A 24,249-nucleotide genomic window follows, 5' to 3' on the forward strand; every position below is an offset into this window, starting at 1 on the left:
ACATGAAAAGAAATTTAGTGATATTTGTCCTGCTGTTGGTTTGTATGGCTATGGGGGCGCAAACGGTATTCAAGAATGAAGAGGTAGAAGTTTCTTTGCTGAAAGAGAAGACTTGGGTATTCTCCACTTGGGACTATACTACCATGTATCTGATAGAGGGCGAAGACAAGGCCGTGCTGATTGATACCGGCACGCGTTGTGCGGATTTGGATAAGATTGTGGGACAGATAACCGGGAAACCGCTGGAAGTAATCGTCACCCACATGCACCCCGACCATGCCGGCTGCATCAAGTATTTCGATAAAGTATGGATGCATCGGGCCGATACGGTGCTGGTGCCCCAGCATGCGGCGGATTATCAAGGAGAATTCCTCTATATGGAAGAAGGACAAGTGTTCGACTTGGGTGGACGCAAGCTGGAAGTGGCATGGATGCCCGGGCATACGCCCGGCTCGGTGGTACTCCTGGACAAGGCAAACGGAGACTGTTATTCGGGTGATGCGTTCGGCTCGGGTGAAGTATGGCTGCAGTGTGTGCCGATGTCTCCCATCGCCACTTTTCATGAGTCGTGTTGCCGTATGGAAAAGCTCATGAAGGAAGAGCACATCCAGAATATCTGGTGTGGACATTATCCTTATCTGAAATCCTCTTTACCGCTGGCCTATATGCAGACGATGATATGTATTTCCCACAGGCTGATGAATGGAGACCAGGAAGGCTCGGAACCTTATTCCAACTATTTCATCAAGATGCCTCCCACTGCGAGGAAGTTGACCGAAGGCCGGGCGATGATTGTATATGATTCGACTAATATTCCGGAAGTCCGGTAGGCTATTCCTGCTTTATTTTAAGACGTAACTTTTTTATGCACGAGATGTATATCTCATGTGTCTCGAAATGTGTATCTCGTGTTGTATGAGATATGCATCTCGTGCATAGAAAGACCGGTTGATAGAAGAATGAGGGTTATACCTTCATTCCTGAGAGGCATAATCCTCATATAATAGGCTAAGTAGCCGCGCCCTTCTATTTGCCATATTCGCTCGGACTCACCCCGAACTGTTTCTTGAAGCTTTTCGAGAAGTGGGACAGTGTGCTGAATCCCGTCAAGTCCGCAATTTCCGAGACGGTGTATATTCCTTCCGTTATCAGTTCAGCGGCACGGTTCAACTTGTAGGTCTTGAAGAAGGTGCTGGGGTTTTCGCCGGTCAGTCCTTTTACTTTATAGTAGAACTTGGTGCGTGATATTCTCAGCAGCTCGGTCATGCGGGCAATGTCCAGTTCGGGGTTGGAGAGTTCGCTCTCCATCAGGTGGTAGAGTTCGGTCATGAAGACATTGTCTTGTGGGGAAAGGATGTTTTCTTCTATCTTGTCCGTCTGGGTGGCTCTGCCAAGCATGTTACGTGCTTTTTCACGGTTCTTGAGCAATGACTTGATGAGTGCCAGCAGATAGGTAGGGTCGAAAGGCTTGGTCACGTAGGCGTCGGCTCCGGTATTCAGTCCTTCCACTTGGTTTTCCATTGTGGCTTTAGCGGTTACCAGAATCACCGGCAGGTGGCAAAGCAGCAGGTCTTCCTTTATTTCCCGGCAGAGTTGGTAACCATCTTTTCCCGGCATTACCACATCGCTGAGGATGAGGTCGGGAGCTTCCTCGCGCATGGCTTTCAGTGCGTCGTCGGCATTGAAACGGCATATCACCTTATAGTGAGAGGAGAGGAGCATACGCAGGTAGTGGGCCACTTCGGTATCGTCGTCCACAACCAGTACGTTGGATTGCTTTTCGTCGGTGTCGGCCTTGTCTCCGGTAAGCTGCGAGGTAGAGGTGAGCGGGAAGGCTTCCGATTGGTTGCTTTGTTCGGTAGTCCGTTCATCCTCGGCATACACTGCATCGTTGACGGGCAGTATGAAGGTGAATACGGCACCGCTTCCTTCGTCGGGCTGCCGGGCTTTCAGTTGTCCGTGATGAAGTACGGCCAGGCTGCGGGCATAGTATAAACCGATGCCGGTTCCCCAGTTGTAGGTTCCTTCTGCTTGGTTTCCTATCTGGTAATAGCGTTCGAAGATTTTCTCTATCTTGTCTTCAGGGATGTTCTGTCCCGTATTGGCTACGGATACTTTGATGTATTGTGTGGCTCTATCGTCCGGCTGCAGGCTGAAGGATTGCGAGGCATTGGCACGGCTTATCACGTCGAAGTTGACGTTGATTTTCCCGCCTTGGGGAGTAAACTTCAGGGCATTGGACATCAGGTTGTTGAAGATTTTCTCCACTTTGTCTTCGTCCAGCCACATCAGGAAGGTATCTTCCAGCCCATGGGTGCTCAGGTCGATGCATTTGTCACCGGCATTTACTTGAAAGACGCTCACTTGCCGTTGCAGGCAAGCGATGATGTCGGTACGTTTTACTTGCAGGCGCAAGGTGTCGTTCTCCAGTTTGTTGAAGTCCATCATCTGGTTGACAAGCCTTAACATGCGGCTTACGCTACGCTGTACGATGAGGAGCAGGTTTTTGTCCTCGCCTTCTATCCGGGAGCTGTTGCAGAGTTGCGTTACCGGTCCGGAAATCATGGTAAGGGGAGTACGGAATTCGTGTGAGATGTTAGCAAAGAAACTCATGTTCATTCGGTTAACCCGTTGTTCTTGCTCTTTTTCCTGTCGTGCATGCCGTGCAGCTTTTTTTTCTGCCCTGATGCGTAAAAGGGCACGCAGGAAGAGAAGGGCGAGGGTGGTTGCCAGCATGAAGTAGATGCTGTATGCCCACCATGTACGCCAAGGGGCAGGATATACTTTGATACGGATGGAGTTTTCGGCTTCTACAATGCTTTTGTCATTGTTGGTAATCTTGACATGGAAGATATATTCTCCGACGGGTAGGTTGGCATAGTAGGCTTCTCGATTGTTGCGGGCGTCTATCCAGTAGTTGTCGAAACCTTCCAGATGATATTGATAGTGTACACGGTCAAATTCGCTATAGTCTAAGGCGGCGAAGGAGATGCTGAAACTGTTCTGGTCGTGTTCTAGATGGATGTCGGGGCAATAAGAGAGGTGTTTCTCGATGGTTTGTCCGCTTTGTTGGGGGCGTATCAGCTTGTTGTGTATCTTCAGGTCGCAGAACAGCAAGGGGATGCTGCGCTTTATGGTCACATCGATGGGATTGAAGAAAGTAAGCCCGTGTGTGCCGCCAAAGACCAGTGTCCCGTCGGACAAGCGGCAGGATGCGCGGTCGTAGAACTGGTTTCCGCCTATGCCGTCGGCGGCGTAATAGTTGGTGAAGTGCTCTGTCGTGCGGTCGTATTTGCTCAGTCCGTATTGCGTGCTTATCCAGAGGTTGCCTTGCAGGTCTTCCTCAATGCCCGATATGTCGAGGCAGGAAGTGCCGGGTACGGGTGTCATCCTGCCCGTTTGGGGTTGGTAGCACATCAGGCCGTTGCTGACAGTCCCTATCCAGATGGTTCCATACGTGTCTTTGTGCAGGGCGGTGGGGATGAAGACGGAGCGGCGGATGCAGGCTTTCCGGTCTTCCTCCGTAATCTCCACCGGACTGGCTGTCAAGTCTTCGATGTTAATCTGCTTCAGTGGCTGGTAGAATCCTGCTGCCAGTAGCCGGTGATTGTCTATCATCTCCAGACCGGGAACGAAGGTGAATCCTTCAAAGAGTTTCATCCCCTTGAATTCCTTTTCGCCAGGGCGTAGCGCATAGACATTGATTGTGGCGGTCCCTATCCAAATGGTACCGTCGGGTGACTGGGTGATGGACATGGGCAGGAAAATCCGGTGTCGTTCTTCTATTTTCACTTGTCCGTCGGGGGTGTATCTCACTTTCAGCACTTCGTGGTTGGTGCTTGTCATCCAGATGGCGTTGCTGTTGTCCACCATCAGCTGGTTCACATAGACTGCCTTTTGTTTCTCTTGTGTGAAGAGCGTTTCAGGGTCGATGTGTTTGATTTTGCGGTTCCGAGTGTCATAGATGTACACACCGTCCATGAGCGTAGATATCCACAGCTTGTTGTCTTTGTCGGCACTGAGGGAGACGACTGATTTGTTGTTCAGTTCGGAGCGGAGGTAGTTGTCGTTGTTGAAGCGTTCTTTGTAATGGTAGCATACGGTGTATCCTTGGTCCACGGAGCCTATCCATAGGTTTTGTTGCGAGTCGGTGAACAGCTGGCTGATTTTGAAGCGGGGCATCTTGAAGGGGAATCCGTTTTCGCCTTGGCGAGTCACGTTTCCGGTACCTGGGTTGTAGTAGAACATGCCGTGTTTGGCGGTGTTCAGCAACAGACAGTTGTTGCCGTAGGGATGTATATAGTCGATGTCGGCATTGCATAGCATGGCGTTTTGGGCAATGGGATTCGGCAACGGCTTGAAGCTGCGTGTACGGGTGTCGAAGATGTTGATGGTCCGGTTGCCGGTTATCCACAGCTCGTTATTGTGCAGATAAGAATAGTAGGGATATCCGTTAAGAGGGATGGATTCTTTCAGTTGCAGGGTGGAGAGGTCGTAGCGGTAGAGCTTGATGGAGGTCATAACCCAGAGGTTGTTGTCCGGGTCGATGTGGCATTGTGCGTAGAAAGTATGTCCGGGGCTGATGTCGGGCAGCACGCAGGTTATTTTTTCTACTTCGGGGTTGTAAGCATAGAGTTGGAAGCCGGTGTTCAGAAAGATGCGACCGTTGCGGTCTTCCATAATTTGCCTCACGTTCTTGTTGTTGGCTTCGACGGGAATTATCTGGAAGTTGTCCTTATCGGTATATAGCACACGCCATTTACGGTAGCCACCCAGAAGCGGTTCTTCGAGTCGCGCAGCAGTTGGGTAATCTGGTTGTCGGGCAGTCCCAGCGAGTCGTCAGTACAGAAGTACTGGTGGTATTCGTGCACGTTGTATTTGTTCAGTCCCCGGAATGTACCTATCCATATATGGCCTTGTGCATCTTCGGCCATGGCGGTGACTTTTTGGTTGGAGAGGTCGTTGGCGATGACGGGGCTTTCGATCTCGGTATTCTGGTTTTCGGGCAAAGGCTCCTTAGCGTCGCATGCCAGCAGACAGACAGCGGCTAAAATACCGGTCAGCAAGTGGAACAATGTGCGGAGGTAGATAAAGGCATATATGAAGTTTTTGAATTGTTTGCGAAAATAAGGATAAAAAATTGAATATAAGTTGCTTTGCAGCATGTTTTGAACAAAAGAACAAATGTTTGAACGTATGGGCAAGCGCTTTTAAACCTCCGGGCAAGTCCTTTGTACATGTCGGCCAGCCCTTCCGGCGCAATAGGTGTAATATTGCAACCGGAACAACTTAATTCTTTAAACTAATATGTAGCCATGAAAAAACAACATCTATCCATGCTGGTATTTGCATCCTTGCTTCTTCTTGCTTCCTGCGGACAGACAGTAGGCGTGAAAGTTTCCGGCACACAGACAGCGGGCGAAATCATCGCCTCCTCCGAGACAGCCATCATCCAGACCGAATCTGGCAAAGTGGGAGGTTTTTTGCAAGACGGTATTTATATATATAAAGGTATTCCCTACGCCAAGGCGGAACGCTTCATGCCGCCCGTGCCCGTGGAGAAGTGGGAGGGCATTCGCAGCAGCCGCATGTTCGGTCCCACCTGCCCCCAGGGAAAACGCGCAGGGTGGGGTGCCGACGAGCATGCTTTCGCCTTCCATTGGGACGACGGATTTTCCGGCGAAGACTGCCTGCGGGTCAACATCTGGACTCCGGGACTGAATGACGGCAAGAAGCGTCCTGTCATGGTGTGGCTCCACGGAGGAGGCTATTCTGCCGGAAGCGGTCAGGAACTGCCCTCTTACGATGGCTTCAACCTTGCCAAGAAAGGTGACGCGGTAGTGGTGACGCTGAACCATCGCCTCAACGTCCTCGGTTTCCTCGACCTTTCTGCCTACGGTGACAAATATGCCAAATCCGGCAATGCCGGTCTGCTCGACCTGGTAGCAGCACTTCAATGGGTAAATAAGAATATAGCGGCGTTCGGTGGTGACGCGCAGAATGTAACCATCTTCGGGCAGTCGGGCGGTGGCGGAAAGGTATCCACGCTGCTTGCCACTCCATCGGCAAAGGGACTCTACCACAAGGCTATCGTGCAGAGCGGTTCCATGCTTCGCACGATGGATGCCAAGTACTCGCGCCGCATCGGTGCTGCCGTGATGGACGAGTTGGGCTTGAAAGCCTCGCAGATAGACGAGTTGCAGCAGATGCCTTACGAGAAGCTGCTTGCCGCCGGCGAGAAGGCAGTGGCCAAGGTGAAGGCTGAGGCCGAGAAAGAGGACGGCGTATCTACCTTCATTTTCGGATGGGCGCCACCGTGGATGGAGACGTGCTGCCCGCACAGCCTTTCGACCCGCAGGCTCCCGCGCAGAGCAAGGACGTGCCTGTGATGATAGGAACTACCTTGCACGAGTTCACCATGAGCACCTACGTGCCTGCTTTCCGCACCATCTCCAAAGAGAAAGCCGTGGAATTCCTGAAGCAGCGCTACGGCGACCGCACGGACGATTTCCTCGCTGCCTTTGAGAAAGCTTATCCCGGCTACCAGCCCAAGGACTTGGTGGATGTGGATTTCGTATTCCGTCCCAGTGCCGTGGAGCAGGCTAAACTGAAAGCTGCGCAGCAGGGGGCTCCGGTCTATATGTATATGTTTGCATGGGAGTCTCCGGTGCTCGACGGCATGTTCCGTAGCACGCACTGCATGGAGATACCTTTCGCCTTCAACAATGCTGTGCTCCACGCTTCCATGACGGGCGGCGGTGCCGCAGCGCAGGCTCTGGCCGAAAAGATGAGCAGCGCTTGGCTGAACTTCGCCCGTACCGGTAATCCCAATGCAGAGGGCCTGCCCCAGTGGGATGCTTATACCGAAGAGGGAGGAGCCACGATGTTCTTCAATAATACGTGTGAGGTGAAGCATCACCACGACAAGGAGTTGCTGGAGGTGGTAAGGGCGTTTCCGACACGGGGGTTCTGAATTTAGTTTATTGTCTTAATATGTTGACAGCCAGTGAATACTGGTGTCGGCGTGCTACCAAAAGGTTGGCAAGAAAGGCAAGATATATTTGACTTGTAACCAATGAATGTAACTATAAATCTAATTTTAAACTAACTAAAATGAAACAAATCATGAAGCAAACAGCCCGAAAGAGACTTGCCGCTATGGCACTCTTTCTCTTAATCTGCCTTCCTTTCTCTCTGGCACAAGCCCAGACCGTGAAAGTGACCGGCAAGGTGACTGACAACCTGAATGAACCGATGATTGGTGTAAGTATCGTAGAGAAAGGTACTACCAACGGTTGTATTACCGATATTGACGGTAATTATACATTGAATGTAAATCAGGGAGCGACAATCATTTTCTCTTACATCGGCTACGTAACCCAAGAGAAACAAGCCGTTGCCGGTGTGATGAACATTGTCTTGAAAGAAGACAGCGAGACACTGGACGAAGTGGTGGTAGTAGGTTACGGTGTGCAGAAGAAAAGCTCCGTGACGGGAGCCATTTCGCAGGTGAAGGCCGAAGACATGCAAAACCGTACTATCAGTGATGCTTCACAAGCCTTGCAGGGTAAGACAGCCGGTGTGCAGTTGATTACGACTTCTGCCGCTCCGGGTTCCTCACCTACGGTACGTGTGCGCGGTTATTCGTCCAATGCGGCTTCCAATCCGCTTTATGTGGTGGACGGTGTACGCATGAGCAGCATTGCCGGTATCGACCCCAACGACATTGCCAGCATGGAAGTGTTGAAAGATGCTGCTTCCGCTGCTATCTATGGTGCTGAGGCCGGTAACGGTGTTATCCTTATATCAACAAAGAAAGGTAAAGCCGGACAAGGAAAAATTACGTATGACTTCCAGCTTTCCACGCAATCCATTGCCCGTATGCCCAAGTTGCTTAATGCAGAAGAATACGTTGATTACATGTCGGAAAGCAGTGCTTTCGACCCCAATTTCATAAAAGCCAATTGGGATGGAAAGACCAGTACGGACTGGCTGGATATTGCCTTTGAAAATTCATTGATGATGAAGCATAACTTGGCTTTTGCCGGAGGTGGCGAGCAGGGCAATTATTATTTGTCGCTGACTTATCTGGACAATGACGGTATTGTAAAAGGGAAAGACGATGTTTACCAACGTATGACGGCTACCATTAATGCCGAATACAACATAAAGCCTTGGTTGAAGGTAGGTACGACAAACCAGATTGAGAAGTATAATACCCGTGGCGTATCTACGCAGAATGCGTATGGCAGCTTCCTGCAATCCGTTCTGATGATGGATCCCTTGACTCCTGATACTTATGCACCGGACAAATTGCCTGCCCACATGCAGAACGCCCTGAATCAGGGCAGCACATTGTTGCAGGACGAAAACGGCAATTATTATGCCTCTTCTCTTTTCTATGAAGGTGAAAACTACCATCCTACTGTGATGCGTAAGAGCACCATCGGTCGCAACAGCGGATTCAATGTCAATGGTTCTATCTATGCGGATTTCACACCTATCAAAGGCTTTACCTTTACTTCTCGTTTCGGTTATCGTTTGGGAGGCACTCGCTCTGCCAACACAAGCCTGCCTTTCTATGGCAATTCGACCCAAAGACGTGACTATGTAAGTATCAATAGTCAGTCTGCTACAAGCATTTACTATCAGTGGGAAAACTTTGCCAATTATGTGAAGACATTCAACGGTCATACCATCAATGCCATGTTGGGTATGTCGTTCCAGGAATCTTCTTACGACTATGTAAAGGGGTCTCTCGACCCGGATGGCGAACATGCCGTACTCCAGAACAATCCGTTATTCTTTTATCTGAATTACGCTGCTTCCTCAGCAGTCAAAGGTCTGAATGGTGAAAAGACCCGTTCTGCCAAAATGTCTTACTTCGGTCGTGCAAGCTATGACTACATGGGTCGCTACATGGCGCAATTCTCCTTGCGTGCCGATGCAGCCGATATGTCGCAATTGCCTGTTACGAACCGTTGGGGTTACTTCCCCGCAGTCTCTTTGGGATGGACGGTTTCAGAAGAAAAGTTCTTTGAGCCTGTAAAGGAAAGTGTCAATAGCTTGAAGTTGCGTGCCAGCTGGGGACAGAACGGTAGCCTTTCCGCATTGAGCGGTTATGCCTATAGCACGGATATGGCTTCCAGCGGCATTTATCCGTTGACTGGCGGCAATGGCTTTACTACCGGAGTAAATCCTGCTTCATTGGGTAACGATGAATTGAAGTGGGAAACTTCCGAACAGATTGACTTTGGTTTGGATGCTCGCTTTTTGCGTGACCGCTTGACCTTCAGTGTGGACTATTATGAAAAGAAGACGAAAGATTTGTTGGTTTTAGATACAAAACCTTCTCTCAGTATTGGTGGAAAGACTTCTCCGATGAATGCCGGTAACGTAAGCAATAAAGGTTGGGAATTTGAACTGGGCTGGCGCGATAATATCAAGGATTTCAGCTACAGCATTCGTGCTAACCTGGCTACGTTGAAGAATGAAGTAACTTATCTTGACCCTTCGCAACCTCGTCTGAATGGAGCTTCTTTCCATACTTACCAGCTCAGTTTCTTTGAGAAGGGATATCCGGTGTACTATTTCCGTGGCTATCAGTTCAATGGTTTGGACGAGCAAGGCAATCCTACTTTCAAAGACCTTGATAACAGTGGCGGCCTCAACGAAGGTGACTTGACTTACATTGGCGATGCTATTCCTGACTTCACGTATGGTATAACCTTGACGGCAGCTTACAAGGGACTTGACCTGACAATATTCGGTACTGGTTCACAAGGTAACGATATTTTTCATTGTTACTATCGTCCCGATTATAAGACAAGTAACCGCCTGAAAGAGGTTTGGTATGATAATCATTGGTCTGCCAACAATCCAACCGGTACGAAGCCTTTGGCAAATGCCAACAATATAGACCAATACATTCAGTCGGATGCCATGGTTTATGATGCTTCTTTCTTCCGTATCAAGCAGATTCAGTTGGGTTATACTTTGCCGAAATCATTGTTGAAGAAAGTGTTTATCAATAACATGCGCCTTTATTGTTCACTCGATGATTTTATCACTTTCACTAAATATCCCGGTTTCGACCCAGAATCTTCAGCTAACGCTACTACAGGCATGGGTATTGATATGGGCGGTTATCCTGCTTCCAAGAAAGTGGTGCTTGGCTTCAATATAGAATTCTAACTTTTAAATTTAATGTATAAAACAATGAAAGCAACACATTATATATATGTACTTTTTGCAGCCTTGTTCACTTTGGTATGTGCCGGTTGTGAAGACCGCTTGAATATTGAAAAGCATGGTAGTTTGGGAGGTCCTGAAAATTACTACCAAACTGATGAGGAGGCTGAGGCTGCCGTGGCTTCTATGCTTATCTCTTGGCGTGATATGTATTCTAACTGGTTTTATGTAAAAAACTGTCTTTCTGACGATGCCTATACGGGCGGTGGCTCTCGTGGTGATAATGCTATGATGGAGCAGTTGAATGAATTTACGTTCTTTACGGATAACGGTTTGATTTCTGGTTTGTATTCCGGGCTTTATGCTGTGGTTTATAAAGCCAATCTGATTATAGAGAATGTCACAGGAGATTCATCGGTCATGAGACGTGCCGTAGCTGAGGCAAAATTCTATCGTGCATGGGCTTATTTTGAGTTGGTGACTTTGTGGGGGAATGCGCCTTTGGTGGATCACTTGTTGACTCCGTCTGAGTATCATGTAAGCAACAGCACGCCTGAAGCTTTGTGGGCTTTTGTGGAACAGAATCTTGAAGAGGCTATTTCTTCAGGGGCTTTGCCTTCCAAAGCTAATGTGGACGATGCGGATGCTACTTCACGTGTTACGCTTGAAACTGCTAAAGCTTATCTTGGCAAAGCTTATCTTTTCCAAGGTAAATATTCTGATGCTGCTACTGTTTTGGACGAAGTCATTGATTCTAAGAAATATGAGTTATATCAAGGCAGCTTTGACATGTTGGGACATGCTGTGACCAACAATTGTAGTGAATCTATGCTTGAAGTGCAACGTCGCAAAAACAGCGAACAAGCTTGGAATCAGTTCGTTCAATTCTATATCATGTTGGGCTGGCGTACAAGTCACATGTCATACGGCCCCAAGGCATTGTTTGAAGAAGGCATTGCAATGGGTACTTATGGATTTTTCAATCCTACTAAGTCATTGTATGACGCTTTTGTTGAAAGAGAAGGCGTGGACGGTTATCGTCTGAAAAGTACGATGCGTACTTACGAACAAATGAATGAAGTGGAAATGGCTATCAATCCGGGTCTTTATTTAGTTGGTAACGAAGGTTATTTCTTTTGGAAAACCCGTCTTTTGGGCTCAGACAACATTATCGACCAAAGTTGGTTCCAAAGTCTTCAATATACTAACCTGCGTGTGATGCGTTATGCCGAAGTATTACTCATGGCCGCTGAGGCTCATGTAATGGGTGGTGGCTCTGCCGACAAGGCTGTGAAGTATATTAATGAAATCCGTACTCGTGCCAAGCTTGCCCCACTTTCTTCCGTGACATTGGATGATGTGAAGAAGGAGAAACGTCTGGAACTCTGTTTGGAGAGTGTCCGATTCCAAGATTTGGTTCGTTGGGGGGATGCAAAAGCTGTGTTGGGTGAGCAAGGTAAGTTTATTCCGGCTTATGGATATTTCCCGAAAATTGATCCTTCCACAGGTGAAGTGATGAAGGATGCTCAAGGTAATCCGATATTTGAATTTAAATTGGAACCGGAAAATACCAAAAATTCTGTATATGGCTTCCAAGACAAACACATGCTGTTGCCTATTCCTTACACAGAATTGAATGTGAATCCCAATATCAAGCAAAATACAGGTTGGTAATTCTAATAAAACATGAAAAGATTCTTAACTCCCCTTTTCACCTTTTGCGTGGCGCTGGCTGTGAATGCACAGCCGGTGCCCGCCACCGGTTCGCCCGTGCTGCGTGCCGACAACATTGACGAAGTGGTCAGTGCCCTGACCCTCGAAGAGAAGGTGCACCTCGTCATCGGTTGCGGCATGTCGATGGGCAGTGACTCCAAGTTCCCCGGTACTGCCGGACGTACCTACGACATTCCCCGCCTGGGCATCCCATCGGCTTTCCTTGCCGACGGACCGCACCGCCTGGCGATGGCTTCCAAACGGGAATTCGACAGCCGCACCTATCACGCCACCGAATTCCCCTCGAGCACCACGGTGGCAGCTACGTTCGATCCCGATGCCGCCTACCGTGTAGGCCAGGCTCTGGGCACCGAAGTGAAAGACTACGGTATGGACGTGCTCCTCGCCCCCGGTGTCAACCTGATGCGTAACGCCCTCTGCGGACGAAACCACGAGTATTATGCCGAAGACCCCGTGCTGGTGGGCAAGATAGCCGCCGCCTACATCAACGGCATCCAGAGCGAAGGTACCGGCACCTGCCTGAAGCACTTCGCCGTGAACAACCAGGAGACCAACCGTAACAACAACGACTCCCGACTGACGCAGCGCCCCTTGCGCGAGCTTTATCTGAAATGCTTCGAGATAGCCGTCAAGGAGGCTCAACCCTGGAGCGTGATGACCGCCTACAACAAGGTGAACGGCAAATACACCTGCGAAGACCGCGAACTGACCGAAGATATCCTCCGCGACGAATGGGGATTCAAGGGACTGGTGATGTCCGACTGGAATGCCGGAAAAGATGCCGTGACTTCCATCGCGGCAGGCAACGACATGTTGCAGCCGGGGCAGGAACGCCAGTACAACGCCATTCTGGAAGCCGTGAAGAACGGCACGCTGGATGAGGCGCTCCTCAACCTCAGCGTGAAGCGTGTGCTGGAGTTTGTGGTGAAGAGCCACACCTTCTCCGGTTACAATTATCCCAACGAGACCGACCTCAAAGCCCATGCGCAAGTGGACCGCCGGGTAGGTGCCGAGGGCATCGTGCTGCTGGATAACAAGAATGCGCTGCCTATGGCTGCCGGCATCAGGAAGGTAGCCCTTTACGGCACTACTTCCTACGACATGGTTCCTGCCGGTATGGGATTCGGCAGTACGGGCTTCGGCTACTACACGGTGTCTATGGTAGAAGGCTTGCGCAATGCGGGCTATACGGTAGATAAGGATTTGTTGAACCGCTACAAGAAGCACATGGCCGACGAGCAGAAACGCCTCTTCCCCCACGGTCGCCCTCCTTTCGCGTTTACTCCGCTGCCCCGTGCCGAAGAGTTCCTGCCCACTGCCGAGGAACTGGCCGCGCAAGTGAAAGCCAACGACATCGCCGTGCTTACGCTGGGACGTGTCAGTGGTGAAGGCTGCGACCGCCGTGTGGAAGATTTCCTCTTGAAGGAGAACGAACTGGCCCTGATCAAGCAAGTGTCTGCCGCCTACCGTGCCGCAGGCAAGAAGCTGGTGGTGGTTCTCAACATCTGCAGCCCCGTGGAGACAGCTTCATGGAAAGGACTGGCAGATGCCGTGGTATGCGCATTCCAGCCGGGTCAGGAAGTGGGCAATTGCATTGCCGACGTATTGTCCGGCAAGGTGAACCCCAGCGGCAAGCTGCCCATGACCTTTGCCATGAAGTATGGCGATGCTCCCTCGGATGCCAATTTCCCCTTCGACTATGAGTTCAAGCTCCCATCGTTCGCCATGGGTACCGGTATGAACTTCAAGTCCGATAAGAAAGAGGAGAAGCCGAAAGAGCCGGAACGCAACGTTGATTTCACCCTCTACGAGGAAGGCATCTACGTGGGCTACCGTTATTTCGATACCTTCGGCAAAGAGGTGTCTTACCCCTTCGGTCATGGACTGAGCTATACCACCTTTGAATATGCGGTGGAAGAGGCTACCATCGACGGTGATTGTTGCCGCATGAAAGTGAGCGTGAAGAATACCGGCAAGGCGGCAGGCCGTGAAGCCGTGCAATTGTATGTCAAGGCTCCCAAGGGCAACATGGACAAGCCTGCTAAGGAACTGAAAGCCTTCGGCAAGACCCACCTGTTGAATCCCGGCGAGAGCCAGATACTGACTCTGGAATGGGACGTGATGGACATGGCATCTTTCAACGAGAAAAACAGCTCTTGGGAGTTGGCTAAGGGCGAATATCAGTGGATGGTCGCCGCTTCTTCCGCCGATGTGCGTTGCACCACGGTGCAGAAGGTGGCAAAGGCACGCAAGCAGAAAGTGCACGATGCCATGCGTGCGCAAGTGTCTGTGGCTGTGCATCCGATGGTGAAAAGATGAGGTGTGCATCACCTGAAAAAACTGATAAATATCAGTTCGTTTTAGAATGGAAATCACTTATTTTGTAGCACATTTTAAAATCTATACCATGAAAAGATTGATACTTTCTCTTTTTGCCGTCTGCTCGTTGTGGATGGTAAATGCACAGAATCCTGCGTGGGGACCGCAAAGCAAGGTCGTGACCGACAGCATCTACAGCCGGGTGCTGAAGACACACCGCGCCTATACCATTTATCTGCCTCAGAGCTATGACAAGGAGGCGGACAGGAAGTACCCCATTCTCTACCTGCTACACGGCATGTCGGGGGTAAATACCAGCTGGTTTACGGACCAGCGTGTGAAGGACGTGATGGACCAGTTGACGGCATCGGGCGAGGCGTGCGAGATGATTATCGTCAGCCCAATGCCGGAGGCAATCCGGCCACGTGCTGGAACGGTTACTTCAACATGCCGGGATGGGCTTACGAAGATTTCTTCTACAAGGAGTTCATGCCCTATATTGAGAAGACTTACCGTGTGGTGGGCGACCGTCAACATCGTGCCGTTGCGGGCCTTTCGATGGGTGGCGGCGGAACCACGAGCTACGCGCAGCGCTATCCCGACCTCTATTGTGCGGCATACGCCATGAGTGCCTTGATGAACATCCCCGTCAGTGGTGAGGCGGCGGGAAAAGACCCCGACCCCACAAACAAGATGGCTGTGCTGACCCGTTCGGTGCAGGAGCATAGTTGCATCAAGTATGTGCTGGAGGCTGATGAGGCCCGTAAAGCTGCTCTGCGCACCGTGCAGTGGTTTGTGGATTGCGGTGACGATGATTTCCTGCTCGACCGTAACATCGAGTTCTTCCAGGCGATGCGCAATGCCGGCATTCCTTGCCAGTTCCGCGTGCGCGACGGAGGGCACACCAGTGAATACTGGCATTCGGCATTGTATATGTGTTTGCCTTTTGTGAGCCGGTGCTTTTCTTCCAACCCCTTAAACAATTAAAATGATTATGAAGAAATTTACACTTTTATTTACCTTGTTGCTGATGTGTGCAATAACCTTTGCGCAGCAAGCCTTGTGGGGCGGCGCTCCGGTAGTTTCACCGGAGATTCATGAAGACAATACGGTGACTTTCCGTCTGAAGGCGCCGAAAGCCGTGAAGGTGCAGTTGACGGGTGACTTCCTGCCGCCGCACACCATCCAGACACCGAGGGGCGAGTATGACGCTCCGGGTATCGTCGATATGAAGGAAGGCAAGGACGGCGTGTGGGAATATACCACTGCCGAACCGCTGAAACCTGAATTATACGGTTATTCATTTTATGTGGATGGCCTGAAAATAATGGATCCCAGCAACGTCTATATGATTCGCGACGTGGCAACTGTGACGAATGTGTTCATCATCGGCGGTGACCGTGCCGACCTCTACAAGGTGAACAAAGTGCCTCACGGAACAGTGAGACGTATGTGGTACAATAGTCCCACGCTGGGCATGGATCGCCGTCTGACAGTTTATACACCCGCCGGCTACGAGAACGGCAAGAAGCGTTATCCCGTCTTCTACCTGCTGCACGGTGCCGGAGGTGACGAAGAGGCATGGATTGCCTTGGGCCGTACTTCACAAATCTTAGACAATTTGATAGCGCAGGGAAAGGCGGAGCCAATGATTGTAGTGATGACCAACGGCAATGCCTGGCAGGATGCCGCTCCCGGCGAGTCGCCCAAAGGCTTTACTGTTCCTTCCATGAATCCGAAGGAACGCGCTTCTGCTCCGGAAGGAGGCTTCGAGCTTTCTTTCCCGGAAATCGTGAAATTCGTGGAGAAGAATTTCCGCACATTGCCGAACAAGAAGCACCGTGCCATTGCAGGCCTCTCGATGGGTGGCTTCCATTCTTGTAGCATCTCGAAGTACTATCCGGATATGTTCGACTATGTGGGCTTGTTTTCGGGTACTGCTTCCAGGAACGATAAATCCACTTGTCCGGTCTATACTGACTTCGAGGGTAAACTGAAGACACAGTTTGCCAAGAAACCGGCACTCTATTTCATCGCTTGCGGTAACCGTGATTTTGTCTTCAAAAGCGTGACGGACTTCCGCAAACTGCTCGATGACAACGGTTGCAAGTATGAGTATCTGGAAACGGGCGAGGGACATATCTGGAGGAACTGGCGCATCTATCTGACGGAGTTCGCGCCGAAGTTGTTCAAGTGACCTCGTGCCGATTAATTCACTCTGCACTTCGCCAATCCGAAGTGCTGGATTATAGACAATCTGTTTAATAACAAAATAACAAACCCATTATGAAAAGAATTTCTATTTTATCAGCCCTGTTGCTGATGTGTGCGATGTCCTTCGCACAACAAGCTCTTTGGGGTGGTGCCCCGGTGGTATCGCCTGAGATACACGACAACAACACAGTAACTTTCCGTCTCAAGGCGCCAAAAGCAGTGAAGGTGCAAGTGACTGGCGACTTCCTGCCAACTCAGAAAATCAAGACTCCTTTCGGTGAGTTCGACGGGCCGGGCGTGGCCGACCTGAACGAGAACAAGGACGGCGTATGGGAATTTACTACTCCCGAACCGCTGAAACCGGAACTTTATAGCTATACTTTCCTGGTGGACGGACTGAAAATCAACGACCCCTCCAACGTTTATATGATTCGCGACGTGGCAAGCGTAACGAATGTGTTCATCATCGGCGGTGACGAGCGCATCGACCTCTACAAGGTGAATAAAGTTCCTCATGGAACGGTGTCCAAGGTATGGTACAACAGCCCCACGCTGGGTATGGACCGCCGTCTGACTGTCTATACACCTGCCGGATATGAGACAAGCGGCAAGCGTTACCCCGTCTTCTACCTGCTGCACGGCATGGGCGGTGACGAGAACGCATGGAGCGAACTGGGACGTACGGCACAGATTCTGGACAACCTTATCGCACAAGGCAAGGCTAAACCGATGATTGTAGTAATGACCAACGGCAACGCTGCATTGGAAGCGGCTCCGGGTGAATCTTCACTGGGCTTTACCGCTCCTAATATGAACCTGCCCAAGACGATGGAAGGCTCTTTCGAGACTGCTTTCCCCGACGTGGTGAAGTTCATCGACAAGACTTATCGCACACAGGCCAACAAGCAGGGGCGTGCCATTGCCGGTCTCTCTATGGGTGGTTTCCATTCCATGCACATCTCCAAGCAATATCCGGATATGTTCAATTACGTAGGTCTGTTCTCTGCCGCTATCATGCCCGACAAGAACGTGAAGTCTCCGATTTACGATAACCTTGAGGCCAAGCTGAAAACCCAGTTTGCCAAGAAGCCGGCGCTCTATTATATCGCCATCGGTGACAAGGACTTCCTGTTCCAGGCCAACAACGAATATCGCAAGATGCTGGACGAGAAGGGCTACAAGTATGAATATTATGAAACCGGCGAAGGCCATATCTGGAAGAACTGGCGTATCTATCTGACAGAGTTCGCACCGAAAATCTTTAAATAAAATGATGAAGAAAAATCTTGTATCAATGGCAGCCGCCCTGGCTGTCCTGTCTGCTTGCGGGCCGAGTGTGCCGCAGCTGGGAAAGGCATCGTTGGATGAGGTGATTGGTGCTATGACCTTGGAAGAGAAGGCGCATCTGGTAGTAGGTACCGGTATGGCGGGTTTCTCGGGCGACAGTGCCGTTATCGGTGCCACGAAGAAACTGGTGCCAGGCGCGGCAGGAACCACATACCGATTGAGCGTCTCGGCATTCCCGCCGTGGTGCTGGCCGATGGTCCCGCCGGACTGCGTATCGACCCCACACGTGAAGGGGATTCGGCTACGTATTATTGCACCCATTTCCCTATCGGGACTTTGCTCGCTTCTACTTGGGACCAGGAATTGGTGGAAAGTGTAGGTCAGTCCATCGGTAACGAAGTGCTGGAATACGGTGCGGATGTGCTGTTGGCTCCGGCACTGAACATTCACCGTAACCCGCTTTGCGGACGTAACTTCGAGTATTATTCCGAAGACCCGGTGGTTTCGGGTAAGATTGCCGCAGCTTACGTACGTGGTGTGCAGAGTAACGGTGTGGGTACCAGCATCAAGCATTTTGCCGTGAACAATCAGGAAACCAACCGTATGGCTACGGATGCACACGTGTCTCCACGCGCCCTGCGCGAAATCTACCTGAAAGGATTCGAGATTGCCGTGAAGGAATCGGCTCCCTGGACCGTGATGTCCTCATACAACTACCTGAACGGTGTCTATACTTCGGAAAACAAAGAGTTGCAGACAACGATGCTGCGCGACGAATGGGGCTTCAAGGGCATGGTGATGACCGACTGGTTCGGCGGCAAGGATGCCATGGCGCAGATGGTGCAGGCAACGACATGCTGCAGCCCGGTCTGCCCAAGCAGTACGAAGCCATCGTGAAGGGTGTGCAGGACGGAGCGTTGGATGAAGCCATTCTCAATCAGAATGTGAAGCGCATTCTGGAAATGATTCTCCAGACTCCCCATTTCAAAGGATATAAATATTCCAACAAGCCTGATTTGAAAGCACATGCTGCCGTTACCCGCCAGTCGGCGACAGAAGGCATGGTATTGCTGAAGAACGATAATGCTTCTCTGCCGTTGGCAGCCGACGTGAAGAACGTGGCACTCTTCGGTTGTACTTCCTACGACTTCATTGCCGGAGGTACAGGCTCGGGCAATGTGAATCGTGCTTACACCGTTTCGCTGCTGGACGGCTTGAAGAATGCCGGCTATGTGGTGGATGAAGCGCTGAAGAATAGCTATGAAGCTTACCTGAAAGCAGAGAAAGGACGTCTGTCCAAAGATAAGAAAGAGTGGTTTATGCCCGACGAGCGTCCTGCCGAGATGGCTGTGTCCGCAGAGGTCATCCGTGAGCAGGCAGCCAAGGCCGATGTGGCATTGGTAACTCTGGGTCGTACTTCCGGTGAGTTCCTCGACCGTATGGTAGCAGACTTCAACCTCACCAAAGAGGAGCTGGACATGCTGAAAGCCGTGTCCGATGCTTTCCATGCTGCCGGAAAGAGGGTAGTGGTGGTACTCAACATCGGTGGTGTGATTGAAACCGCTTCTTGGAAATCTGTTCCCGATGCCATTCTTTGTGCATGGCAGGCAGGCCAGGAGGGAGGAAACAGTGTGGCCGACGTGTTGAGTGGCAAGGCTTCCCCCAGCGGCAAGCTGACAATGACTTTCCCGGTGAAGTTTGAAGATGCCGCTTCTTCTGCCAACTTCCCGATAGACATGCGCGTAAGCATCGACCTCGTGAACAAGGGCGGGAAGAAGAACGACGTGAAGAATGTGGATTATACCAATTACGAAGAGGACATCTACGTGGGCTACCGTTACTTCGACACCTTCGGCAAGCAGGTTTCCTATCCTTTCGGTTACGGTCTTTCCTATACCACTTTTGCTTACGACAAGGCTGCTGTCAAGGCTGACAACGGCGTCTATACCGTATCTGTAGAAGTGAAGAACACCGGTAAGGTAGCAGGCAAGGAAGTGGTTCAGCTTTATGTATCCGCTCCCGATGCTGCAGACGCCAACAAGCCCGAAAAGGAGCTGAAAGCCTTTGCCAAAACCAAGGAACTGAAACCGGGCGAAGCTACTGTGGTAACGTTGAAAGTGAGTGCTGCCGACCTGGCTTCCTATGATGAGGCTGCATCTGCATGGGTGGTAGCTCCTGGAAACTATAAGTTCCTTGTTGGAGCTTCCTCTCGCGATATCAAAGCTACACTGGAGGCTGAAGTGGCTGCTTCGTCAGAGAAGACAAATGACATTCTGAAACTGCAAGAACCGATAAGTCTCTTGGAGAGATGAGACGGATTTGTCTGAAAAGATAACAAATCATACCCTAAAAAACATCCTGTTGTACCTTTCGGTATGGCAGGATGTTTATATATTTGTACCGCATATAAACAGATAGTGCAAACTATTATAAACCAATATCACAACCATGAACAAAAAGTTAATCTTATCTTTAGCCTATCAGGGTTAGTATTTACCGCTACGGCGCAGACCACTGTTGCGCCTGCCATCCCGAGAGACGAGAAAATAGAACAGCAGATTGAGACTTTGCTGAAGAAGATGACGCTGGACGAGAAAGTCGGTCAGATGTGCGAACTCACCATCGACCTCTTGCAGAAACGCGCCAATCCCTTCGCCGGTCTCGACCCGAAGAACATCACGGTGAAAGACCTGCAAAAAATCATCAAGAAATACAAGCTGGAGAAAGAGTTCAAGCTGGGCAAGGAGATGCCTTCACAGGACGTGATGATGCAGCTCTATATGCGCATTCAGGGCATTGAGAATGCCAAGGGCTTCCAGTTGGACGAGGCGATGCTCGACTCTGTCATCGGAAAATACAAAGTGGGCTCCATCTTGAACGTGCCCAACGGTGTGGCACAGAGCGTGGAGAAGTGGCAGGAAATCATCAAACGCATTCAGGAGAAGTCCATGGAGGTGATGGGTATTCCTTGTGTGTACGGTGTAGACCAGATACACGGAACTACCTATACGTTGGGCGGTACTTTCTTCCCGCAAGGCGTCAATATGGGAGCTACCTTCAACCGTGAACTGACTCGCGAAGGTGCACGCATCTCCGCTTATGAAACAAAGGCGGGAAGCATTCCCTGGACGTATGCTCCGGTGACCGACCTCGGACGTGACCCGCGCTGGCCTCGTATGTGGGAAAACTATGGTGAAGACGCCTACGTCAATGCCGAAATGGGACGTGAAGCAGTTATCGGTTTCCAGGGCGAGAACCCCAACCTGATTGGCGAGAACAACGTTGCCGCTTGTATGAAGCACTATATGGGTTATGGTGTTCCCGTTTCCGGTAAGGACCGTACACCGTCTTCCATCACCGAGCAGGATATGCGTGAGAAGCATTTCGCTCCTTATCTGGAAATGGTGAAGGCAGGTGCCCTCTCCGTGATGGTGAACTCCGCCATGAACAACGGTCTGCCTTTCCATGCCAACTATGAGCTGCTGACCAAGTGGCTGAAAGAAGACCTCAACTGGGACGGTATGATTGTGACTGACTGGGCGGACATCAACAACCTTTATAGCCGCGACCACATTGCCAAGGATAAGAAGGAGGCCATCAAGCTTGCCATCAATGCCGGTATCGACATGTCTATGGACCCGTACGACTGGAAGTTCTGTACACTCTTGAAGGAGCTGGTGGAAGAAGGCGAAGTCCCCATGAGCCGCATTGACGATGCTGTCCGTCGTGTACTGCGTCTGAAGTATCGCTTGAACCTGTTTGAAAAGCCTTACTATGATTTGAAAGACTTCCCCTTGTTCGGTGGTGCAGAACATGCCGCCGCCGCACTCCAGGCTGCCGAAGAGTCTTTGGTGCTCCTGAAGAATGCAGACGGCATATTGCCGCTGGCAAAAGGCAAGAAGTTGCTGGTTACCGGTCCGAATGCCAACTCCATGCGTTGCCTCAACGGTGGCTGGTCCTACTCCTGGCAGGGTGACAAGGCCGATGAGCATGCAGGCCAATATAACACCATCCTCGAGGCCTTCACCAATAAATTCGGTGCGGAGAATATCATCTACGAAGCCGGCGTCACTTATAAGCAAGGTGGCAACTGGTGGGAAGAAAACACTCCGGAGATAGAGAAAGCTGTAGCTGCCGCTGCGGGTGCCGACTACATCGTGGCTTGCATCGGTGAGAACTCTTATTGCGAGACTCCGGGTAACTTGACAAACCTCTTCCTCTCCCAGAATCAGCTCGACCTGGTGAAAGCTCTTGCCAAGACCGGCAAACCCATCGTTCTGGTACTGAACGAGGGTCGTCCCCGTCTGATTGCCGACATCGAACCACTGGCCAAAGCGGTTGTCAATACCATGCTTCCGGGCAACTATGGTGGCGATGCGTTGGCAAACCTCATTGCCGGCGACGCCAACTTCAGCGGAAAGATGCCTTTCACTTATCCGAAAGAAATCAACTCTCTGATTACGTACGACTACAAACCGTGCGAACACATCGGCAAGCAGATGGAAGGTGCTTATAACTACGATGCGCAAGTGTCCGTACAGTGGGCGTTCGGTTATGGATTGAGCTATACCACCTTTGCATACAGCAACCTCAAGGTGGATAAGTCGGACTTTACCGCTGATGATGTGCTTACTTTCACCGTAGATGTGAAGAATACCGGCAACCGCATTGGTAAGGAAAGCGTGCTGCTCTTCAGCAGCGACCTCGTTGCTTCCCTTACTCCCGATACCCGCCGTCTTCGCGCTTTCGAAAAGGTGGAACTGAAACCGGGTGAGACAAAGACCGTGACACTGAAACTGAAAGGCTCCGACCTTGCTTTTGTAGGCTATGACGGCAAGTGGATTTTGGAGAAAGGTGACTTCCGCATTCAGACGGGTGACCAGACAGTGAACGTGGTTTGTACGGATACCAAGAAGTGGGAGACTCCGAATAAATGAGAGTGGGTTTCTTGTGCTTCGCATATCCATTTCTTCTGAAAGACCTTTTGGTCTGCCGACGCTCCACCTTAGTGGACATATCGGTTCATCCGCGTGAGCTGATTCGTTCACTATCGTGAACAAGACAGCTCACCTCAGTGGGCCGGTAGCCGGTCTTCTGTATTTATAGTAAGAAATATCAATGTTTCCCCTATAAAAGACGTGGGAGAGAGACAACAAGCAAGTGGGTACACCCAAGAGGGTGAGGGCAAAGTTTTCCCTCACCCTTTTTTATTGCTTTCACCCACCTCTGTAAGCCCGATGAATAGAGAGGTTCGGGAAAGTGGTGAGGGTGGTGAGGGCGGGCTGAGTAACTTTTGTTTTGTTTTCAGCCGCGCGTTACCCCGAACACAGGGCAAGCCGGGCTTCGTCATCCGATAATCCGCTTTCGGTCGGCACTTTTCCCGCTTGGGTAAATTAGAAACGGACGGATATTCTTTATTCTCTATTTTTGTGACCGTTAATTACAAATATGCACATGAGAATAAATGTATTTTTATGGATGCCGATAGCGTTGGTGCTGTTTGCATCTTGTTCCGGGAATAAAGAGAAGAAAAAGAGCTGGGTTCTTGTCAAGACCGAAAAGGCAGTCGGGCATTCTACCGGAGGCGAACAGGAATATCCGTTCATCTCCCGTCCTTATCGCACTTCGGAGCTTTCTTTCCGGGTAGGCGGTCCGATTGACCGGTTTGATGTGTTTGCGGGAAACTATTACAAGCAGGGCAGCATCATTGCAGAGATTGACCCTCGCGACTTCCGCATACGCAAGGAGCGTTCCGAAGCGGTATACCAACAGATGAAAGCGGAGTTTGAACGCATACGGAAACTCTATGAGAAGAATAATATCTCTGCCAGCCAATACGAGAAGGTGAGGGCAGACTATGTCACTGCTAAGACGGCTTTCGACATAGCTTCTTGTGAAGTGGAAGATACCAGGCTTGCAGCTCCGTTCAACGGCTATGTAGGCGAGGTCTACATAGAGAAGTTTCAAGACGTGAAAGCCACGCAGCCCGTCTTGTCATTGATAGACATCGACCGGTTGAGGATTGAGGCGTACGTCACTCAGGAAGTGGCGGCTTCGGTGCAGCCGCTTGATTCGGTGGAGGTCTGCTTCGACTTGTATCCCGGCAAAAGATATAGAACGCAAATAGTCGAAGTATCCAAAGGAACCACCCGCAACAACCTCTCTTACCTGCTTACGGCTTTGCTGCCCAATCCTGACGGCAAACTGCTTGCCGGAATGTCCGGTAAACTACGGCTCCACATAGCCTCCGATGGTGGAAGCAAAGGGGTGGTTGTGTCGCAATCCTCCTTGTGCCATCGTCCCACGGAGGGCGATTATGTGTGGGTGGTGGATGAGCATAACGCCACGGTCAGTTTGCGGAAAGTAAACAAAGGCGGTCTGCTTCCCGACGGGAAGGTAGTCATATCCGGGGGATTGGAAGAGAATGAGGTGATTGCCGCAAGCGGGCTTCGCTTTCTTTCGGACGGTATGCAAGTGGAACTCTCTTCTAAAAAGGATTGAAGC

The 24,249-nt window shown here is 50.6% G+C and carries 12 protein-coding genes and 2 pseudogenes; 12 read left to right on the forward strand and 2 right to left on the reverse strand.

What is annotated here, in order from left to right:
* Positions 1-2: 2 nt before the first annotated feature.
* Positions 3-830 carry an MBL fold metallo-hydrolase gene (locus JCM16496_RS11280; RefSeq protein ID WP_025834370.1) on the forward strand — a complete coding sequence of 276 codons (828 nt, stop codon included), beginning with the start codon at positions 3-5 and terminating at the stop codon, positions 828-830.
* 196 nt (positions 831-1,026) lie between these two features.
* Here the strand turns inward: JCM16496_RS11280 and JCM16496_RS11285 are convergent, their stop codons facing one another.
* Together JCM16496_RS11285 and JCM16496_RS23745 are read right to left on the reverse strand one after the other, a co-directional pair.
* The gene (locus JCM16496_RS11285) at positions 1,027-4,752 is read right to left on the reverse strand and encodes a hybrid sensor histidine kinase/response regulator transcription factor (RefSeq protein WP_244440334.1); all 3,726 of its coding nucleotides are present in this window, start codon (positions 4,750-4,752) and stop codon (positions 1,027-1,029) included.
* Positions 4,719-5,075 carry a two-component regulator propeller domain-containing protein gene (locus JCM16496_RS23745; protein ID WP_244440335.1) on the reverse strand — a complete coding sequence of 119 codons (357 nt, stop codon included), beginning with the start codon at positions 5,073-5,075 and terminating at the stop codon, positions 4,719-4,721. Before JCM16496_RS23745 ends, JCM16496_RS11285 begins: the two co-directional genes overlap by 34 nt.
* Positions 5,076-5,315: 240 nt before the next feature.
* Between JCM16496_RS23745 and JCM16496_RS24625 the strand changes: the two genes are divergently transcribed.
* The 11 genes and pseudogenes from JCM16496_RS24625 (at position 5,316) to JCM16496_RS11335 (ending at position 24,246) form a co-directional block, all read left to right on the forward strand.
* Positions 5,316-6,389 (forward strand): carboxylesterase/lipase family protein, encoded by a 1,074-nt coding sequence (locus JCM16496_RS24625; protein WP_262482770.1) that lies wholly within the window; start codon positions 5,316-5,318, stop codon positions 6,387-6,389.
* Positions 6,305-6,973 carry a carboxylesterase family protein gene (locus tag JCM16496_RS24630; protein ID WP_262482771.1) on the forward strand — a complete coding sequence of 223 codons (669 nt, stop codon included), beginning with the start codon at positions 6,305-6,307 and terminating at the stop codon, positions 6,971-6,973. The genes JCM16496_RS24625 and JCM16496_RS24630 overlap by 85 nt, the downstream gene beginning before the upstream one ends.
* 152 nt (positions 6,974-7,125) lie before the next feature.
* Positions 7,126-10,194, forward strand: coding sequence for a SusC/RagA family TonB-linked outer membrane protein (locus tag JCM16496_RS11295; protein WP_025834372.1), 3,069 nt, complete (start codon positions 7,126-7,128; stop codon positions 10,192-10,194).
* Between the two features lie 24 nt (positions 10,195-10,218).
* Positions 10,219-11,865 carry a RagB/SusD family nutrient uptake outer membrane protein gene (locus JCM16496_RS11300; protein WP_025834373.1) on the forward strand — a complete coding sequence of 549 codons (1,647 nt, stop codon included), beginning with the start codon at positions 10,219-10,221 and terminating at the stop codon, positions 11,863-11,865.
* A 12-nt stretch (positions 11,866-11,877) separates the two neighbouring features.
* A complete protein-coding gene (locus JCM16496_RS11305) occupies positions 11,878-14,244 on the forward strand; it encodes a glycoside hydrolase family 3 C-terminal domain-containing protein (RefSeq protein WP_025834374.1) in 2,367 nt (788 codons plus the stop codon).
* An 88-nt stretch (positions 14,245-14,332) separates the two neighbouring features.
* A pseudogene (locus tag JCM16496_RS11310) lies at positions 14,333-15,231 on the forward strand (alpha/beta hydrolase).
* 7 nt (positions 15,232-15,238) lie between these two features.
* On the forward strand, positions 15,239-16,441 hold the full coding sequence (locus JCM16496_RS11315; RefSeq protein WP_025834375.1) for an esterase: 1,203 nt from the start codon (positions 15,239-15,241) through the stop codon (positions 16,439-16,441).
* Between the two features lie 89 nt (positions 16,442-16,530).
* Complete coding sequence (locus JCM16496_RS11320; RefSeq protein ID WP_025834377.1) at positions 16,531-17,727, forward strand: esterase; 1,197 nt, start codon at positions 16,531-16,533, stop codon at positions 17,725-17,727.
* 4 nt (positions 17,728-17,731) lie between these two features.
* Positions 17,732-20,057: pseudogene (locus tag JCM16496_RS11325) on the forward strand (glycoside hydrolase family 3 C-terminal domain-containing protein).
* A gap of 105 nt (positions 20,058-20,162) precedes the next feature.
* Positions 20,163-22,682, forward strand: coding sequence for a glycoside hydrolase family 3 N-terminal domain-containing protein (locus JCM16496_RS11330; protein WP_439644530.1), 2,520 nt, complete (start codon positions 20,163-20,165; stop codon positions 22,680-22,682).
* A gap of 517 nt (positions 22,683-23,199) precedes the next feature.
* Positions 23,200-24,246, forward strand: a complete 1,047-nt coding sequence (locus JCM16496_RS11335) for an efflux RND transporter periplasmic adaptor subunit (protein WP_128809566.1) — start codon at positions 23,200-23,202, stop codon at positions 24,244-24,246.
* Positions 24,247-24,249: the final 3 nt, after the last annotated feature.

This window comes from Bacteroides rodentium JCM 16496 (assembly GCF_000614125.1).
Classification (GTDB): Bacteria; Bacteroidota; Bacteroidia; order Bacteroidales; family Bacteroidaceae; genus Bacteroides; species Bacteroides rodentium.